Origin of the sequence: Parabacteroides sp. AT13 (genome assembly GCF_002272965.1) — a bacterium.
GTDB lineage: Bacteria > Bacteroidota > Bacteroidia > Bacteroidales > Tannerellaceae > Parabacteroides > Parabacteroides distasonis.
Window position 1 is genome coordinate 263,062 of record NZ_NQMH01000001.1, and the last position, 17,215, is coordinate 280,276.

Below are 17,215 nucleotides of genomic sequence, written 5' to 3' on the forward strand. Positions count from 1 at the left end.
TCCCGGGGGTGGGCTCCGTCTCCGGCTCCACTTATTTACCCTCTGCGGAAAATCGAGTGCAAAGATAGAGTTTTTTATTTAATTCCACAAACATCTTCTTGAACTTTTAAAAAGCCACGCATAAGACGATGAGAATACAGAGCTTTTTACTACCTTTGCAACTAATAATATATTACTATTATCCAAATAAAGATGCAGGAAACAAATAATATGTTATCAGTTCTTGACAACTATACGCTAGACAACCCGGATGAGATCGCTAAAGAAATAGCCAACGACTTCCGCAAGCGACGTATAGAGAAGAATCTGACACGCGAACAAGTGTCGGAGAAGGCAGGTGTAGCAGTCAGTAATATCGTGCGATTCGAACAGAAAGGTCTTATCTCACTCAAGAACCTTATCGGCATAGCAATGGCATTAGGTTACACTTCGGAGATAAAGAAGCTTTTTTCCGAACCAAAATACTCCACCATGGAGGAGCTACTACAAATCCGCAAGAATACCAACAAGAAAAAAGTACATAAGTAATGAGAATCAAAAAAATAGAAAGACTTATCGTAAAGTATCACGAACAGATAGTCGGGACGCTTTCGCTCACTCCCGACAACAAACAGTGTGCCTTTGAATACGATAAAGCATGGCTTTCCAACGGTTTCAGTATATCCCCATTGGAACTTCCGCTGAAACCGGGATTGTTCATCGCAAAGCCCTCACCTTTTTATGGGAATTTCGGTGTTTTCGAAGACAGTCTGCCCGATGGCTATGGTCGCTACCTCTTGCATAAGGCCTTGCTCAAAGAAGGCATCAACGATACCCAATTGTCAGCGCTCGACCGTCTAAGTCTAGTGGGAAATGGGGGTATGGGAGCACTCACATACGAACCGGAAACCAGCATAGGTACTTCGCATGAGCCCCTTGATTTCGATCTGCTGCAAGAAAAGGCCTTAGAAGTGTTGCATGAGAAGAACGACGATGACGTAGAACTTCTTCTTTTTAACAGCCGAAATAGCGGCGGATGCAGACCCAAGGCATTGTTCTCCAACAATGAAGGGCATTGGATGGTGAAGTTCCGCCATACATACGACCCTCAAGACATGGGATTGATAGAATTTCATTACAATGAGTTAGCACGACAATGTGGCATCCGCGTTCCAGACTTCAAACTGATCAACGGTAAGTATTTCACGACACGCCGCTTCGACATCTCGCAAGATGGAGAACGTTTGCATACAGTCACAGCCGGAGGACTGCTTAACATTCCACTATCCAACCCAATTCTCGATTATAGCAACTTACTGGCCCTAACTGGCTATCTAACGCAGAATCCTTTAGAAGTGGAAGAAATGTTTCGTCGTATGGTTTTCAACTATTTCACAGACAACAAAGATGATCATTGCAAGAATTTCAGTTTCACAATACAGAAAAGTGATACCAGCACATGGCAATGGCATCTTGCTCCCGCCTACGATCTCACCCTATGCACAGAGGGTTATAATGGTGAACATGCGACTTCGGTCAATGGAACCGGACATCCCACCATTCAAGACATGATAACCATCGGTACTAAAAACAAGATGAATAAACCGCGCTGCATACGAATCATTGAAGAGGTTAGGACTGGCTGCGGAGATTTGTTGCGGAACAAAGACTGGGAGTAATTTCGACAATAGGAGCTGCCTTCCAATCTATCAGACCATCCGCCGTACGTAAGTCCATAAAATCAAAATCCATAAGCCATCGTTTCAATTTCTCTTCCGCTCCACGCAAGCCATAATACGATTTGAAACGACGGATATAATTTAAGTCCTCAATCATCGGTTGCTCCGCATCCAGATCACGAGGATGGATGTAAGCCAACAAATATTCCGGACATTCACGTGTCCATTTCCTCAATAATCTATAGGGAACCAAGCGGAAATAGCCTCCTCCAGAGAAAACGATATGCTTTCCCAATATCTTACGATACACGATCGGGAATTCTTTCATCCTTATTCCGTTATATTCCACCCAGCTAGGCACCGCAGAAACATATGATGGCATTCCTCCATGCGCATGATGCGCAGGAAAAACCGAGCTATCCATACGAATTCCCAATTCATGCAATATCTCGAAAGCCCACCCCTCGCTCTCACGGATCGAGAAGCCCGGCGCACGAAAAGCCTCTACCTTCTGTCCCGTTATATCCTCCAGCAATTTTATGGAAGAAGAGACATCCTCTTTGAATGCCTCCCTCGATTGTTGCCACACTAACTGATGATTCATCGTATGGCTTCCCACCTGATACTTGGATGCAATCTGTCTCACGATATCCGGATACGTCTTGGCGATCCAGCCGATCACGAAAAAAGTAGCCTTCGTATCTGTCTCCTCCAAGATACGAAAAATGCGCTCCATATTCTCATAGATACGCACTTCAAACCCTTTCCACTGCTCCTCGGAGCGTGTAGAGTCGTTATCGAGGAGATGAAACCATTCCTCGATGTCGAAAGTTAGTATGTTCATATTTTGTTAAATCAAGATCTTAATTTAGATTTTCGAAAAGAAGGATTCAGATATTTCACCAAACCAGATAATATACCCATCAACATTGGTAAAGGGTCTTTTAAAGATCCATCCTGATAAAATATATTCTTACCTAAAAAGCAGAACCAAGAGGGATGGGAACTAAATCTTTGGGGAGAAAAGATAAACCACATAACATCCAGTCCCCAAAAACGTAATACTTTTCCGATATGATAAGTATAAGTTAAGATCGGTTCATCCTTCATATCATGAACGATCATTTCCGGATAATTAACTCCTGCTATATATGCAGCATGTATACTTGCCGGTACACGAGGATTTATTTCTATAACTTTATATTCCCCCGATTTGCTCTCCATAATATCAAAGTCGGCAAAACCAACCCAATCCAAAGCATCTAAAATATCTTTACAGATGCAGACCAAAGTCTCATTTTGAATCGTCTCACAATAACAACTAGTCCCTCCTTTTAAAGGGAAATAACGCATGATTCGAATAATTACGGCTTCATGGCACCCCCCGCTCTTATCACGATAAAGCATCACATTATAATAGATCCCTGTATGATCAACATATTCCTGTAAAGTGCAACGACCAAAATCTCGTTCTATGGCAGGCCATTTGTCTAATAGCTCTTTCTCTTCATGCACAAGCATAATCCCTCTAGCCCCAGATGAAATATTCGGTTTGATTAAAGCAGGAAAGCCAACATAAGATACTACTTCATGCAGATTTTTTGACGAAAGAAATGCAGTCCGAGGGTGTGGAAATGATCGTTGCTTGCAAACATCCATCAATCTTTCTTTGTCATGTGCCTTTATAAAAGTATCATAATGTGGAATGGCACACTTCACGGAAAAAGAATTTTCTATCCTCTCCTTATTTTGGCTCAACAACTCTGCGCTATCATTATACATTGGAATAATAACATCTTGTGGATTTTTCCCCAAGAAATCAACTAAAAAATTCAAGTATTCAGAGGGAGCATCACGCAAGATAGGACAAAGGATCTTATGATCTACAAACCTAGAGACATAACCATAAGATAACCTAGATTCAATGAAACCAAATATAACATGACCATTCTCTTTCAAAGAACGAGCTACGGAAATGGATTGAACCGTATGAGCATCCAGTAACAAAATATTCATATCTAGCGGTATAACATAAACTATTAAAGCTTATAGTACAATTTTTCTCTTACGACCCCTACTATTCCCCAATAAACTAAACAATACAAACTTTTTATTAATGATAATTTTTCTACTCTTCGAAGTACCAGCCACTGAGGCTTTATCATTCTTATTTTATTAGAAGTAACTGCCGTGACCCTATCTCTATAGGAGATTGTTACAGTCAAATTTCCATAAGCATATGGTACCTCTTTCAGGATTTTTAGCCAATAAACATAATCATCCCTGAGACTCCCTAATTGCTCATCAAAATAATATTTCTTCGATTTGGACACATCATAAACCGTAGCAGAAGGACAAATCGGACATAATTTTAACAAATCATCATATTTAACCTTTTTCGGACGGGGAAATGGAACTCCCAAGTATCGCTTAGAATGTTCTTCTATATGTTGTACTGAAGCATAAACTATAATAGCTTTCTCCGTTTGCAAAAAATTCACTTGTGATTCCAAATACTCTTCCGGCCACATATCATCCGAATCCAAGAACGCTATATACTGTCCTTTCGCCTCTTTCAACGCAATATTCCTCGCCCCAGAAGAACCTTTGTTCACCTTGCTCTCTATCAATTTGATCCGCGGATCCGCATACCGCTTCACGACGTTGATCCCCGCCCCATCATCCGGCGAGCAATCATCTACGATAATCATCTCCCAATTCGTATACCTTTGCTTCAAGACAGATTCTATCGTATCGCCAACAAACTCAGCCCCTTTATACATAGGGGTAATGATCGAGACCAATCCCTTTTCCATATTTTCAGACATTGTATTATATTTTTCTCTTTATAATCATAATCCCACCAAAAGACCGACAAATCTTGTCAGCCTATTCGCATCCTTTACCCTACGATATATCACGCCAAAGAGGATGGGTAACGAGAATCCCAACACAAACGAGACACACGAAAACAGATATTGGTTCACCTCCGGAAAAGCATGGGCAATAGGTCCGCGCACAAGCATCTGCGGGAAATAAGAAAGCAGGAACACGGTATAGGTGTAGTCGGATAGATGTATCAAGCCTACCCCGCTACGCTTCTCCACTATAAGCGATAAAATCAGGCTGAATACGATACCTACTAATGCGGCAACCAATTTCCATGGCAATAAGCTAGCGGATAAAGCAAACGATCCCAAAAACATTCCATACTTATATCGTAGCAGAATAGCATCTATCCTCCCCTTATAAATACAATAAAGAATTCCCAAACCGAAATAAGCGGAGTAATGAACAGCAACCGATATTTGCATAAACTGCATATTAGGCATCACATAACTTAACACAAACAGCAAAATTACCCCCCCCATTTGTAAATATACGTTAACATATATCCATTTCCTTAAAAGCGAAAAGAATACGAATATCATGAACAACGTCGGTAAAAACCACATAAATCCAATCGGATACCAAAGCATACTCTCCACCCACGAGGAGAAACTAAACGTCAACGGATTCTGCATCAACTCCGCAGGAACAAAACGTGACTTAATAACAAAAATCACACTATTAATAAATAAGAAAGGCAATAAGAGCCGCTTGACCTTTTTCCTCATGAATGGAAAGAATCTCATTCCTTGCATTTTATTTGCTGGATATGTATACGCAAACAAGAATCCAGACAAGAAAAAGAAAAGAGGCATATGAAATGAATACACCCATTTATAAATCCAGAGATCTCTGTAATCCAAGGTAATATCCGCATGGCCTATCACAACCAACAGTGTTGCAAAAACAAATAAAAATGAAACTTGCGTGAGTTTCTTTCCCATAATCATTCCAAGTTTAATTAAATTTTTCCGCCAACTCCAACGCATTTGCGATCACCTGATGCATATCATAATATTTATATTCCGCCAGCCGACCGCCAAAGACCACCTTCTCTTGTGCGTCTGCCAAGGCCTTGTACCGAACATACAACTCACTGTTCCGTTTATCGTTCACCGGATAATAAGGCTCATCCCCCGGTCTCCACTCCTTGGAATTCTCCCTTGAGATCACCGTGTCCGGTTGTTGTCCAAACTCAAAATGTTTATGTTCGATAATACGGGTATAAGGAGTATCGGCATCCGTATAGTTCACCACGGCATTCCCTTGGAAATTAGGAACACCTTCCAATAACTCTGTTTCGAAACTCACGGTTCGATACTCCAAATACCCAAAGCGATAATCAAAGAAGCGATCAATCTCCCCCGTGTAGATTACCCGATCCGCTATCGAATCAAAATATTCTCGATTCCCGAAATAATCCGTATTCAAACGAACCTCCACGCCATCTAGCATTTTCTCGATCATCCTCGTGTATCCGCCCTCCGGGATACCTTGATACTTATCATTGAAATAATTATTATCGAAAGTGAAACGCACAGGAAGTCGTTTAATGATAAACGCAGGAAGTTCCGTAGCCTTACGTCCCCATTGTTTTTCTGTATAATCCTTGATCAGCGTATAATAAATATCCTTCCCGATCAAAGATATAGCCTGTTCTTCCAAATTCTTAGGGCTAAGGATTCCGGACTCTCTCCGTTGCTTCTCTATCATCTCCTTAGCCTCCTCCGGGGTCGTCACCCCCCACATCTGATAGAAAGTATTCATATTGAAAGGCAAATTATACAGTTTTCCCTTATAATTTGCCACAGGAGAGTTGGTGTACCGATTGAACTCAACCAACGAGTTCACGAACTCCCATACCCTCCTGTCACTGGTATGAAAAATATGCGCCCCATACTTATGTACGTTGATGCCATTCACGGACTCCGTATAGACATTACCCCCTATATGCGAGCGCTTGTCTATAACCAAACATTTATATCCTTTTTGATGAAGGAGGTAGGCCATTGTGGTTCCAAAGAGACCGGAACCGACGATAAGGTAATCATAAATCATCTCTATATGGTTTAAAATTATTATTTGAGGAATCTGTCAACAGGCACAAAGAATAAGATCCTTTTTGTAAGCCTATCGGTTTCCTTATCTACTATTGATCATGCATAAACCACTTATATATTCTCAAATACGGCAACGGTATCTTTAGAAAACGTTTTAAATAACCTATTTTCCAAGGTGATGAGGAAATACCCTTTTTCAATTTCAAAAAACTGAAGTAAACGCCACGATTAGGTTTAGCCAACGGGGAAATCGTATTATTGGCATAAAAAGACCAATTTCCGAACCGATTTAAGTCCGACTGACGGGTTTCCGTTCCCAAACGGCAGATCGCATCGAAAGCCATCGTCTTGTCCCAGCGGATGACATCCGACAAGGAATTCTCACAGAACCGCTTGACAAAGCATAAAGCCCCCTCCCGTATCTTTAGGAGATCCTTGAAATCATTTCTCAACTTACTGTTCCCATCATATTCAAAATCATACAATTCAATAGTTTGATCCGATTTATACCGTTTCACCGAGCCGTGATCCGCACTGAACAACATCTCCAGTAACCCCTCGAAGGATCGCACCATCACCTTTTCCTCGGAATCTTCCGAGCCATACAGATAGCCGAAAGCGTTTTCCTTATCCAACATGATACCTAGATAGAATCCCATAATTTCCATATTCTTTCCTAGTTCCGGCAACATTTCCTCCAAAGCCTTCTGTAAACGTCCCCGCCAACCTATATCGATAATCCCTACTTTTCCGGATAGGTTTAAACGATCGATGTAGTACTGTAAAGAGAGAAATTCTTCTTCCGAATTCTCAATAATATCGGGAAGTAATTCCTTTAGGAAACTCGATAAATCCTTATTCTCTAAAAAATCTTTTTTCAAAAAAGAATCATCCAGATCAAGTCCATAACGACCAAGTGCCAAGACATATTCCTTATAATCTAACCCCAACAAATCCAACATCGTTCTGACCGATGTATAACGATATATAGAGAGCCTGTCCAACATGGCTTTTATATCCTTGCAATGGCGTAATATCGGGACTAATAAACTTCTCCTTGAAGCATATACATATTCAGTATCCTCCTTAGGATATAATATCTTATAAGCGGCACGCATGATTTGTCCGTCACGAGAAAGGAACAGAAACTTATCGATTCCCAAACGTAATTTATATTCATGCAGCCAAACACAAAACCCATACAAAAGAGGTCCCAAGGTCTCATATCCGATACGAAACAAACGATCACCCGATTCCGATACCGTATTATTGATAAAGCTATACAAAGAATCCGAATCGAGTTCTCCCGTTTTAGATTTCCGACAATAAAGCGTATGGTTGACCTCTCTTGGTATATGAACGGATCGGATACCGGACAATTTCGGACGTATATAATCCGCCATCAAAGCATCCCCTATATGTACTATTTTTCCGGGGCTGTATGAGTTCTCCCGCAATATCATCCTATACATATTGCCGGTATATTTTTGGACTCCGGTCTCCGAGGAGACGTATATTTTCTTATACTGGTTATAACCGCATTTCAATAAAAGACGCTCAATAAAAGCCCGATCCAAATACATATCGGAGACGATAATCACCTCTTTCCCCCGGTCAATGGCATACTTATAAACCTCCTTGATTTCTAGATTCACGGTAGTCAACGCATACTCCATCTCCAGTTCCAGCTGCGATAAGGACGATTTAATCTCCTCCTCATAAGGCAATTGATCGTAAATTTCCCCAAACGAGATCTCCTCGCGATCGGACAATTCGCGGGCCGTTCGCTCCGCACATACACGCTTATCCCTGAATCCTTCCATAGAGACACCGAAACGTTTTAACGCCTCTCTTTCCACCAACGAGAACACATCTTTGGGTGTCCTTACGTTCCTTTTTATCAGCGTGTCGAACACATCGAAAGAAACAACCTCGCATCTATCGATATATTGCTTGTAAGACTTGATACTCATTCCTGTGTTGTTTTGTGGTTTTGAATTAACAAATTATCATAGACCTTTTTTAATTGCTCGCCATAGACCTCCTCCGTAAACGAGTGAATGGCTTTCTCCCTCGCTTTATCTCGAATAATGGTCGTATCCATATCCAAGACTTTCTCCATCAATGCCTCCAATTCGCTATTCGAATCAAACAAGAATCCGGTTTCCTCATGTTCTATCAATTCCGATGTCCCACCCGAATTCCTTCCGATAACCACGCAATCATTCATCATAGCCTCCACCGTCACTCGCCCGTATGCCTCATGCCAGGAACACATTAATAATGCAACCGCTTTCCTCATCAACTCCTTGGCATCCGTACGGTATCCCAACAAGACGACTTTTCCCTCTATCCCCTCTTTTTCTATAAGCGATTTCATCTTCTTGACGAAATGAGCAGATCCGGTTCCCGCTATATACAGCCGAATATTGCGATTGCGTGACACTTTTGAAAATGACGATATAGCATCCAAAACACCTTTATTTTCACTTAAGCCACCACAATACAAGAAATAATTCTCCTTCTCATAATGCACATCTTGAATATTACGGATAGAATCGACCGCATCGTAAAGAACCACTGCGTTCTTATTCCGAATATGAAAATGCCTCTTTACCGCTTCAGACACACAAATGACAGAATCCGAATTATTGAAATCCTCACATAACTTTTCAAAAGGTTTAAATGACCGCATATAGAAATGTAAATCTGACATTTCTCTCAAATGCCAAACATGCTTAATCCGCTTTTGTTTTGCGATTTCAAAGCCAATACTAATCCAACTATTATTCGAATGAATAACATCTATACCATTCTCTTCTATAATTTTTAATATCAAAGGATAAGAATACTTGTTAAGAATCCAATAATAACAAAACCTAACAGGATATAATATAAAACTTAAAAAATTCTTATTATAAGTCGCCATATTAAATTTAAATGGAACAACCTTATACGATACGCCCATTTCTTTCAACAGCGACAAGAAAGGGCCTTCTGATGGAGACAAAACCAAACAATCCTTAAAGCCATACGACTTAATCATATTAGAAAGCGAAAGATTTGCTCCATACAATCCCGCATCATTCAATAAAAAAGCAACTCTCATAATTATTCACAAAATATTGTTTGATAAGGAGAAACACCAACATTTCCTTCTTTTAGGCCCCTATTATTAGCATAAATAAACATCTCAAATAAAACAACATAAAACAACACCATGAGATATTTCAAAGCTATAATCTTTTTCTCACGCCATACACTCAAGCATAAGGGGAGAGCAAACACCAATGTTATTGCAGCTGCATCTGCCAATCTTAAAAAAATACTAACCTTTGTCATTAAGACCAATGATATAAAATAAAACAATGAAAAATAAATCACAGCATTATCTTTAGTCTTCGAGAACAAGACAGACAAAAAAACTATCGCCGCAAACAATATTTTCGAAAACGCACCATATCCCGTATTATAGGAAGGCTCAACCCCATAAACACTAAACATATATCCTCCATAATATGAATTCAAGAACAAGTCATTGTTCAACAAAACAAAAAACATATCTGTATAACATATACATAATAAAAACGATGAAATGAGCAGGAGAATAATTCTATTGCAATGCATCCTATTTACAAAAAAGAATGGCAGGAAAACAAATGAGGAAGCATGAAACAAGACAGACAATGGATATATTATGAAAGCCCCCCATCTTTTACCTCTAAAAAACAAATCGAATGCTAAGATTACGAGAGACAAAGAAATCATATTCCTTATCGCAGAATAAGACAATAAATAGCACAACAACACATACATCAAAATTTTCCACGTATAGTTCTTTCTTTGCAAGAACAGCAAAGGAAAATAGGTTATAAATGCAGAACAAACGAAAAGGCTATGCGCAGGCAACTGAAGATTCCTTAAAAAAAGGATCAAAGCATAAAAAACTATTTCTGTTTGTTTGTATTCGGAAGAAAAATTAAAAGAATCCACATAACTTGCATAATCAGTACCAATATCATATCGTAGAACAGAGGGCACGAAAAGTACCATAAAGAGGCTGTAACGAGCAAGGATACGTGAGCGTCTCGTTTTAGAATGTTCTGCATAATATGCGAATAATACGGACAGCAACAATATGGCATTATATAAGATAAATGTTTCTATCATAGTACTATAGAGACAAATAACCAATTTTCATATTCACGAAATCATTACTTCAACGCTTCCCGCAGAAACGTCACGGATCGCTCACGTAAAGGTGCCAGCGACTCCTCTATCTTGTCCCAATCTATCGGGAGATGATAAATCCGTTCAAAATCTCCGGGGGCTTTCCAGACGTTATCCGACAAGCTTAGTTTGGAAAGCATGTTTAATACACGGCTGTTCCCTTTGGCATGCGTGCCGGACAAAGGGAAATAAACGAAAGGCTTATGGAACAGGATACAGAAAGCCACCCCATGAAAAGAGGTGGTCACCACAAGGCCGGAATGCCGGATAAGGGAAAGCCATTCCGGAATAGTGGCGTAACGATATTCCACCCCTTGAAATAGTTCACGACCGGGTAAATATCCGCTGGCGGGTGTCACCACCAACGATAGTCCCTCTCTCTCTGTGAAACCTCGAAGCTCCGGCCAACATATCTCCTCATTACTTGAAATATTGATACTATATATAAAAATGTAAGGAGAAGGGCTTGGGGGTATATCTCGTGAAAGAGACAGATACTCCTCCTTCGCAAGCAACAAGGTCGGATCGAGCACATGTACCGCCTCTTTCCCGACCGCTTGGCAGATAGCGACCCCGCTTTCCTCGCGTACGGACAGGATATCGAACCGAGACAATCTAGCGGTGAGTTCCGCTTGAAGCCTTAAAGGACATTGATCCGATCCGAAACTAGCCGCGTATGCGATACGCCTTATCCGATCCGATCCGAAATCCAGCCAATAGGCCCGATCGTCTTTCCGTCTCAAAAGCACGGGATGCCATACCTGGTCGCTACCCGTTATATAGAGATCTGCCGTTGGAGGATCCTTCCGCAACTCTTTTAAAGAGCCATAGATCCGTTGAGTCTGATAGATATGGCTCTTCCTAAACTCCTCAAAACGACGCTCTTTATTCTTAACCCGATTAACAGCCTCCATGCGCCTGACCTCGCGATGCCTCCACCAACGCAGGAGCGGATAGACGAGAACCGTCTTCGCCATAAGCTTCAAGCACTTTCTCCAAAGTGGTTCTTTATAGAGGTAACGTATTAAGAATGGCTCATGGCCAATCCCTTTTAAATAACGCTGCAAAGCCCAACACTGCAATTGCTGCCCATAATTGTCACCGCTTTGCCAAAACGTAACGATTCCTATTCTCATAGTCTATATTTTATTTTCTTCCTCGAAACTGCGGATTGCTGATCCATGAATTACTGATTTATAAGTATAAAGTTATCAAAGCGACAGCCGGACGGCCATCACCCAATAGAGATAAACGTTCTAAAAATTAGAAATCTTTCGTATTTCGGGTTACAATCACCTCACATTAGGCGGAAAGGGCACTGTTGTATTGCAGCGCACCCTGTAAAAAGACAGCAGAACCCAATCATTCGAGTCCTTTTAAAATCCTACCCTGCGAGCCACCGATGGCAAGACTCTTCGTACGCCATATACAAGGCATGAGGAGAGAGCCAACACTACGAATGTCTGTGAGAACCAATCCCAATGAAAGGGCAAGCGACTCAATACCATGATAAAAAAGCAATGGATAAGGTATATCCCAAACGAGATCTGTCCCAACCAGACCAATAGTCTAAACCAAAGGCCAAAGGAGGTAAACTTCCGCTGAGTCTTCTCGGAAAACAATACCATGATTACCGCCAACGAATAGAGATGCGCGGAGGCCTTTATGCCATATCCCATATGGTACAAAGGATACAACCATTTGGTTTCCAAAAACGAGAGGAACAGACCTATACCCATTACAAAAAGCCATGGCCAAAGCCGATAAGCACGCTCTTTTCTATTGCCTAGATAAACCCCCATCACAAAAAACAGGAGCCATACGGGAAACAGGCCACCCTTTTCCAAGGAACTCATGCCATATCCTTTGACTAAATCTAAATAAGTGACTAGTATTATAGCCACCATAGTGATAACGAATGCTAAAATTACCCCCCCCATATTAACCTTTCGTAACACCGGAAGCAATACATAGTATTGAATGATAAGGGCTATGAAATAATAGATGGAGAAGCCGCAGGCGAGGAATAGGATCATGCCTTTCATCCAATCATTACCCTGCCACACATAGAGGGCCCAATAAGGTAAAGACCAGATTAGAGTAGGTATATAGATCTTGGGGATTTGATGTTTCAAGAATCGCGCATACGACCGCTCGCCTTGCTTTTTTGCAAGGAAATAACCAGATATGGCCAAAAACAGGGGTACAGCGCAATTCAACATCTGCCTAGATACAATCAGTGCGTCTCCAACCATTTCCTCTTTTTGCGAAGTGGCGGCAAACGTATGGATCGCTATGACCATCAAAACGGCCACACCCCGAAGAAAATCGAACCAGCTCTCTCTCTCTTTCATCTCCCCATCACCTTCTTGATCATCTCTTTCCCCTTTTCTCCTACCACGCTCTTCATCGCCTCTTTCAATACGCCTTTGGTCGATACGTTCAAGTTGTTCATGATCCGTATGGCATCGCTCTCGTCCCGGCTGTCGGTGAATACCTCGAACAGCATGGGACGATCGGTGAGACCCGGAGCGAGGAAACGGTCGAGTTGCCTCAAATAATCCTCCTTATTCTCGGCCGAAAGGTATTCATATCCCAGATCCTCCGCATAGTGGCGCACCAATTGGCGCGACTTATTGCCATAGTGACCGGCCGCGGCGATGTAATCGTCCGCCGCCTCGCCGAAGGCGGCGCCGGGATGCATGTAGTTGCGAAACTCCGTCCCTTTGCCGTTATTGACTAGCAAGATGCGGACGTTCCTCCCTACATGACGGTTTCCCAGCACATTCATGTCGTAGAAAAAGGCCAAGTCGCCCGCCACGCAGAAATAGAGCTTGTCCGGATGTACCCAGGAAGCGCCCATGAACGAGGAGATATAGCCGTCTATGCCGAAACCGCCGGTATTGGCGTATCCGTACACCGAATCGGGCAGGTCGAAGTAGTTCCATGTACGCAACGTATTGAGGATACCCAAGAAGAGCACGCTTCCCTCAGGGATACGACCTGCCGTCTCATGGGCTATCCATACGTTCGAGAACGGCAAGGCGCTTTTCGGCACTTTCGCCCAAATGGCTCTTAGTTCCTCCCGGCAAGCGTCCAGGTAGCCTTGACGCCCCGCGGACGCGGTATCCGCGTAACGCTCGAAAAACGCCCGCTCCTCCATCTCGAACACGCAGGTCAGTTTACGATAGGTATCGCGAAGCGCTCCGTCCGGGTTCACACGCCACACCTCCTGGGGGCGCATTCCTATATAACCTCCGGATACCTCTCCGATATGTATCAGCAGATCCATGCTCACCAAGTCGCAATAGTCCTTCTCTTGCGAGGAGAGGATGGAGACCGGGACCCGGTATTTCCCTTTGTAGCCGCTGGTATGATCCGTGAACACCACCGCATCGTAGGTGGAGCAGAAAGCGTCGAGAGCCGCCGTCTCCGGATCAGTGAATTTCCGGTGCGTGCCGACAACGACCGCCACACGCCCCTTGGGTAACTCGGGGAACAGGTCTTTCGGCATGACACGGCGGATCATCCGTGCCTGCGGCAATTCCCTAACCGAATAATCGCGGCTGTAGGTGGTCTCCATATTCAGGTGCACTGGGCCTCCGCCGCGATGACGCAACTCCAGCAAGGCGCAGTTTATCCTCACCGTGTTACTCCACTCCTTCACGCTGTCGTCCGTCGCAGGTATATACTCGCTCAAGAGAGCGATGTCGTTCTGTATGACGCGCCGGTCTATCACCTGTGCGATATGATGGCCGATCCGGGAAATATCCTGCGTGCTCGTGACGGCCAGTACCGGCAACTTTCGATAATAAGCCTCGGTTAGTCCCGGGATATAATTACGGGAAGCCGTCGCCCCCGTACAGCTCAACACCACGGGCTCGCCCGATTCCTCCGCCATACCACACGCCAGATACGCTGCACTACGCTCGTCCACGCTCGAATACACCTCAAACCACTCATCCTGTTGTAAACTCGCGACAAACGAAAGATTCGTAGTTCCTGGAGACGCAACGATTTTCTTGATTCCGTGCTGCTTAAGCAACGAGATAAGGAGCTGGACACTACGTTCCGAGCTATAATATTTTCCATCCATATTCCTGTTTTCTAAAAAGTATAATCCATATCATCATAAGTGACAGTTGCGGCTCCCCCTGTCATATAAACCATATCTCCGACTATCGTCCGTCCCATTGGGCTTACCAACACTACCGCCATGTTAGCTATCTCTTCCGGCAAGGCATAGCGCCCTATCGGATTCCCCTTATTCGTGATATTACCTTGACCATCTTTCAACAACATCGGGGTGGCCGTAGGCCCGGGCGCTATCCCGTTCACCGTAACACCATAAGGGGCAAGGCTCTTGGCAAGTCCAAGCGTCAGGCCTCGTATTCCCCACTTGGAAAGCGTATAAGCGGAAGTCGCAGGACGCAAGCAAGAGGACGAACCTACATTCAGGATATTCCCTTCCACCTTATTCGCTTTCAAATATCCGCCAAACAGTTGCGATAAGAAGAATACGCCTTTAAGGTTCGTATCTATCACCTTGTCAAACGCTTCTTCCGTGGCATTGGGCATCGAGGCACCTAGCACACCCGCATTGTTCACCAATATATCTATATGCGGAAATCCTCCGGATCCCACTTTATCTAACGCCTTTTGAAAACGATCATGGAATAAGTCCACCCTTGTATTATCCATTACCAAACCGAACAAACGGCCTTTGTAATGATCATCCTCGTTCAATTCCCCACAGGCCAGTCGCAAGCGCTCTTCACTACGACCCGTTATCACGACCGCCGCACCACTCCGTAAAAACGCTTTCGCCATATGGAAACCTATCCCGCTCGTTCCGCCCGTGATCAGAGCCACACGCCCCTTCAACAACTCGTTCGGAGCGAGACTTACCACCCGAACGTCAAACTTCCGGGCAGGAATATTATTGAGAATGAACTTAATCATCCCCTTTACCTTACGTTTAAATGACATATTTCCTTATTTTTATCCAGCCTATTGATCCTACATTACCGCCTCTTCCCCATCAGTTTCAAGAAGATCGCCTTCACGTAATGGGGGTATCGGTGAATCCGGAGGAGCATTTTCACATAGAAAGCCCTTTTCGCTCTTTGGGAATAGCGTTTATAGCCCACACCTTTCAGCCAATGTAACAGTTTATCGCAATAAGGATAGGTCACTGTGTCATCGATGGAATCCACGATATCCCAAAGCCAGCATAAATTCCGCTCGCAATATTGATAGAGACGAACGTGACGGGAGAATCGCTTCTCGTCGAACTTCTTAAATCCCCAATCTGCCGGATTCTCTCCCGCGCACAGGATATTAAGCTGCGTCCTCACACATTTAATGCACGTGCCACACTGCTCCGTCTCGTCATCAAAACAAGTCCAAAGCATGGTTCGCTCCCCCCGTGCCTTACACCACTCCACGATATTCCTCGCTTTCAGTGAACGCCGCACATAAAGACCATCCTGCTCGGTGAAGGAAACCTCCGCGAACTTGAATGAATCCGACAGCTCCGGATTCGCCCCGTCCAAATTGGAGGCATGATTATCCTCTAACTGCTCAAAGGCACTTCCCACAACTAAATATCTAATACCCAGCGCATAAGCAAAAGGCGCGGCGGAAAGCAGGTTCCCCAGATATTTCATGCCAAACCATCCATCGAAACGGAACGCCTCGCTACTGAGGGCGAAAGCGTTCTTCAACTCCGCCCATATCCGATCGTCATCAAAAACATCGGCTTGGAAATTATTCGTGATCAGAAGCCAATCACTGCCTGAAACGGCGGAAAACTCACGGATGAGACGAGACTTGACCTGGAGGAAATCCTCACCGGTGTCTTCTTTCTTCGTCTTTGCCATAGCCTCGATACTTGGCACACTCACCAAGACACTCCTCTTTCCTGGATTATTTATCCCGGCATGTACCGCATCTATACCCCCGGAAAAGAACACGATCGTATCAAACCCGCTCTTTCCCATCTTATTCTCCACCACGGCTCCGGGTCTCACCCTCCCGCTCCACACCTTCTTAAAGGGACCGTAAATCCGGGAATAAGTCTCATAAATATTCGGCAAACACTCATACAACGTCTTATCCATGGACGGGACAACCAGATCCACCCCATAGAACCACGTAGCCGGTAATAAGTACAGCGAGATAGGGATAGCCAAGATGGATTCCGGCAAGTCGCGCAAGGAAAAGGGAAAGCCCTCAGCATGATGGAACTTCACCCATGCCTCCACCCTCCGGCTTTTAAGAAGACTCAAGCCCGTAGAATCGCATATCTCATACTGGATAGTGTCGCCAACAGCGACCACTTTCGTGATCTCAATTGTCTTATTCATCTGTATATTA

15 protein-coding genes are annotated in these 17,215 nt (G+C 43.5%); 2 read left to right on the forward strand and 13 right to left on the reverse strand.

Annotated features, from left to right (window positions below):
* The first annotated feature begins 192 nt into the window (after positions 1–192).
* Positions 193–528 carry a helix-turn-helix domain-containing protein gene (locus tag CI959_RS01305; protein ID WP_005861905.1) on the forward strand — a complete coding sequence of 112 codons (336 nt, stop codon included), beginning with the start codon at positions 193–195 and terminating at the stop codon, positions 526–528.
* A complete protein-coding gene (locus CI959_RS01310; protein ID WP_057317599.1) occupies positions 528–1,658 on the forward strand; it encodes a type II toxin-antitoxin system HipA family toxin in 1,131 nt (376 codons plus the stop codon). Before CI959_RS01305 ends, CI959_RS01310 begins: the two co-directional genes overlap by 1 nt.
* On the opposite strand, the gene CI959_RS01315 is transcribed toward CI959_RS01310, so the two are convergent.
* The 13 genes from CI959_RS01315 to CI959_RS01375 all read right to left on the reverse strand — a co-directional run bounded on the left by CI959_RS01315 (position 1,612) and on the right by CI959_RS01375 (position 17,205).
* Positions 1,612–2,502, reverse strand: a complete 891-nt coding sequence (locus CI959_RS01315; protein WP_005861900.1) for a polysaccharide deacetylase family protein — start codon at positions 2,500–2,502, stop codon at positions 1,612–1,614. The two genes, CI959_RS01310 and CI959_RS01315, sit on opposite strands and share 47 nt — an antisense overlap.
* A gap of 11 nt (positions 2,503–2,513) precedes the next feature.
* Positions 2,514–3,674: an ATP-grasp domain-containing protein gene (locus tag CI959_RS01320; protein WP_005861898.1), complete on the reverse strand. Its 1,161-nt coding sequence runs from the start codon at positions 3,672–3,674 to the stop codon at positions 2,514–2,516.
* A 23-nt stretch (positions 3,675–3,697) separates the two neighbouring features.
* Positions 3,698–4,486 (reverse strand): glycosyltransferase family 2 protein, encoded by a 789-nt coding sequence (locus CI959_RS01325; protein ID WP_249931812.1) that lies wholly within the window; start codon positions 4,484–4,486, stop codon positions 3,698–3,700.
* A 24-nt stretch (positions 4,487–4,510) separates the two neighbouring features.
* The gene (locus CI959_RS01330; RefSeq protein WP_306462960.1) at positions 4,511–5,536 is read right to left on the reverse strand and encodes an acyltransferase family protein; all 1,026 of its coding nucleotides are present in this window, start codon (positions 5,534–5,536) and stop codon (positions 4,511–4,513) included.
* Positions 5,505–6,605 (reverse strand): UDP-galactopyranose mutase, encoded by a 1,101-nt coding sequence (gene glf, locus CI959_RS01335; RefSeq protein WP_005861893.1) that lies wholly within the window; start codon positions 6,603–6,605, stop codon positions 5,505–5,507. The genes CI959_RS01330 and glf overlap by 32 nt, the downstream gene beginning before the upstream one ends.
* A gap of 91 nt (positions 6,606–6,696) precedes the next feature.
* The gene (locus tag CI959_RS01340) at positions 6,697–8,580 is read right to left on the reverse strand and encodes a hypothetical protein (RefSeq protein ID WP_005861891.1); all 1,884 of its coding nucleotides are present in this window, start codon (positions 8,578–8,580) and stop codon (positions 6,697–6,699) included.
* Entirely contained in the window at positions 8,577–9,716 is a 1,140-nt protein-coding gene (locus tag CI959_RS01345; RefSeq protein ID WP_005861889.1) for a glycosyltransferase, read from the reverse strand. The genes CI959_RS01340 and CI959_RS01345 overlap by 4 nt, the downstream gene beginning before the upstream one ends.
* Positions 9,717–9,718: 2 nt before the next feature.
* Positions 9,719–10,777 (reverse strand): EpsG family protein, encoded by a 1,059-nt coding sequence (locus CI959_RS01350; protein ID WP_005861887.1) that lies wholly within the window; start codon positions 10,775–10,777, stop codon positions 9,719–9,721.
* 44 nt (positions 10,778–10,821) lie between these two features.
* Positions 10,822–11,973, reverse strand: a complete 1,152-nt coding sequence (locus CI959_RS01355) for a polysaccharide pyruvyl transferase family protein (protein ID WP_005861884.1) — start codon at positions 11,971–11,973, stop codon at positions 10,822–10,824.
* 240 nt (positions 11,974–12,213) lie between these two features.
* Complete coding sequence (locus CI959_RS01360) at positions 12,214–13,191, reverse strand: acyltransferase (RefSeq protein ID WP_005861882.1); 978 nt, start codon at positions 13,189–13,191, stop codon at positions 12,214–12,216.
* Complete coding sequence (locus CI959_RS01365) at positions 13,188–14,933, reverse strand: thiamine pyrophosphate-binding protein (protein WP_005861880.1); 1,746 nt, start codon at positions 14,931–14,933, stop codon at positions 13,188–13,190. Before CI959_RS01365 ends, CI959_RS01360 begins: the two co-directional genes overlap by 4 nt.
* An 11-nt stretch (positions 14,934–14,944) precedes the next feature.
* The gene (locus CI959_RS01370) at positions 14,945–15,826 is read right to left on the reverse strand and encodes an SDR family NAD(P)-dependent oxidoreductase (RefSeq protein ID WP_005861878.1); all 882 of its coding nucleotides are present in this window, start codon (positions 15,824–15,826) and stop codon (positions 14,945–14,947) included.
* A gap of 35 nt (positions 15,827–15,861) precedes the next feature.
* Positions 15,862–17,205: a hypothetical protein gene (locus tag CI959_RS01375; protein WP_005861876.1), complete on the reverse strand. Its 1,344-nt coding sequence runs from the start codon at positions 17,203–17,205 to the stop codon at positions 15,862–15,864.
* Positions 17,206–17,215 lie beyond the last annotated feature (10 nt).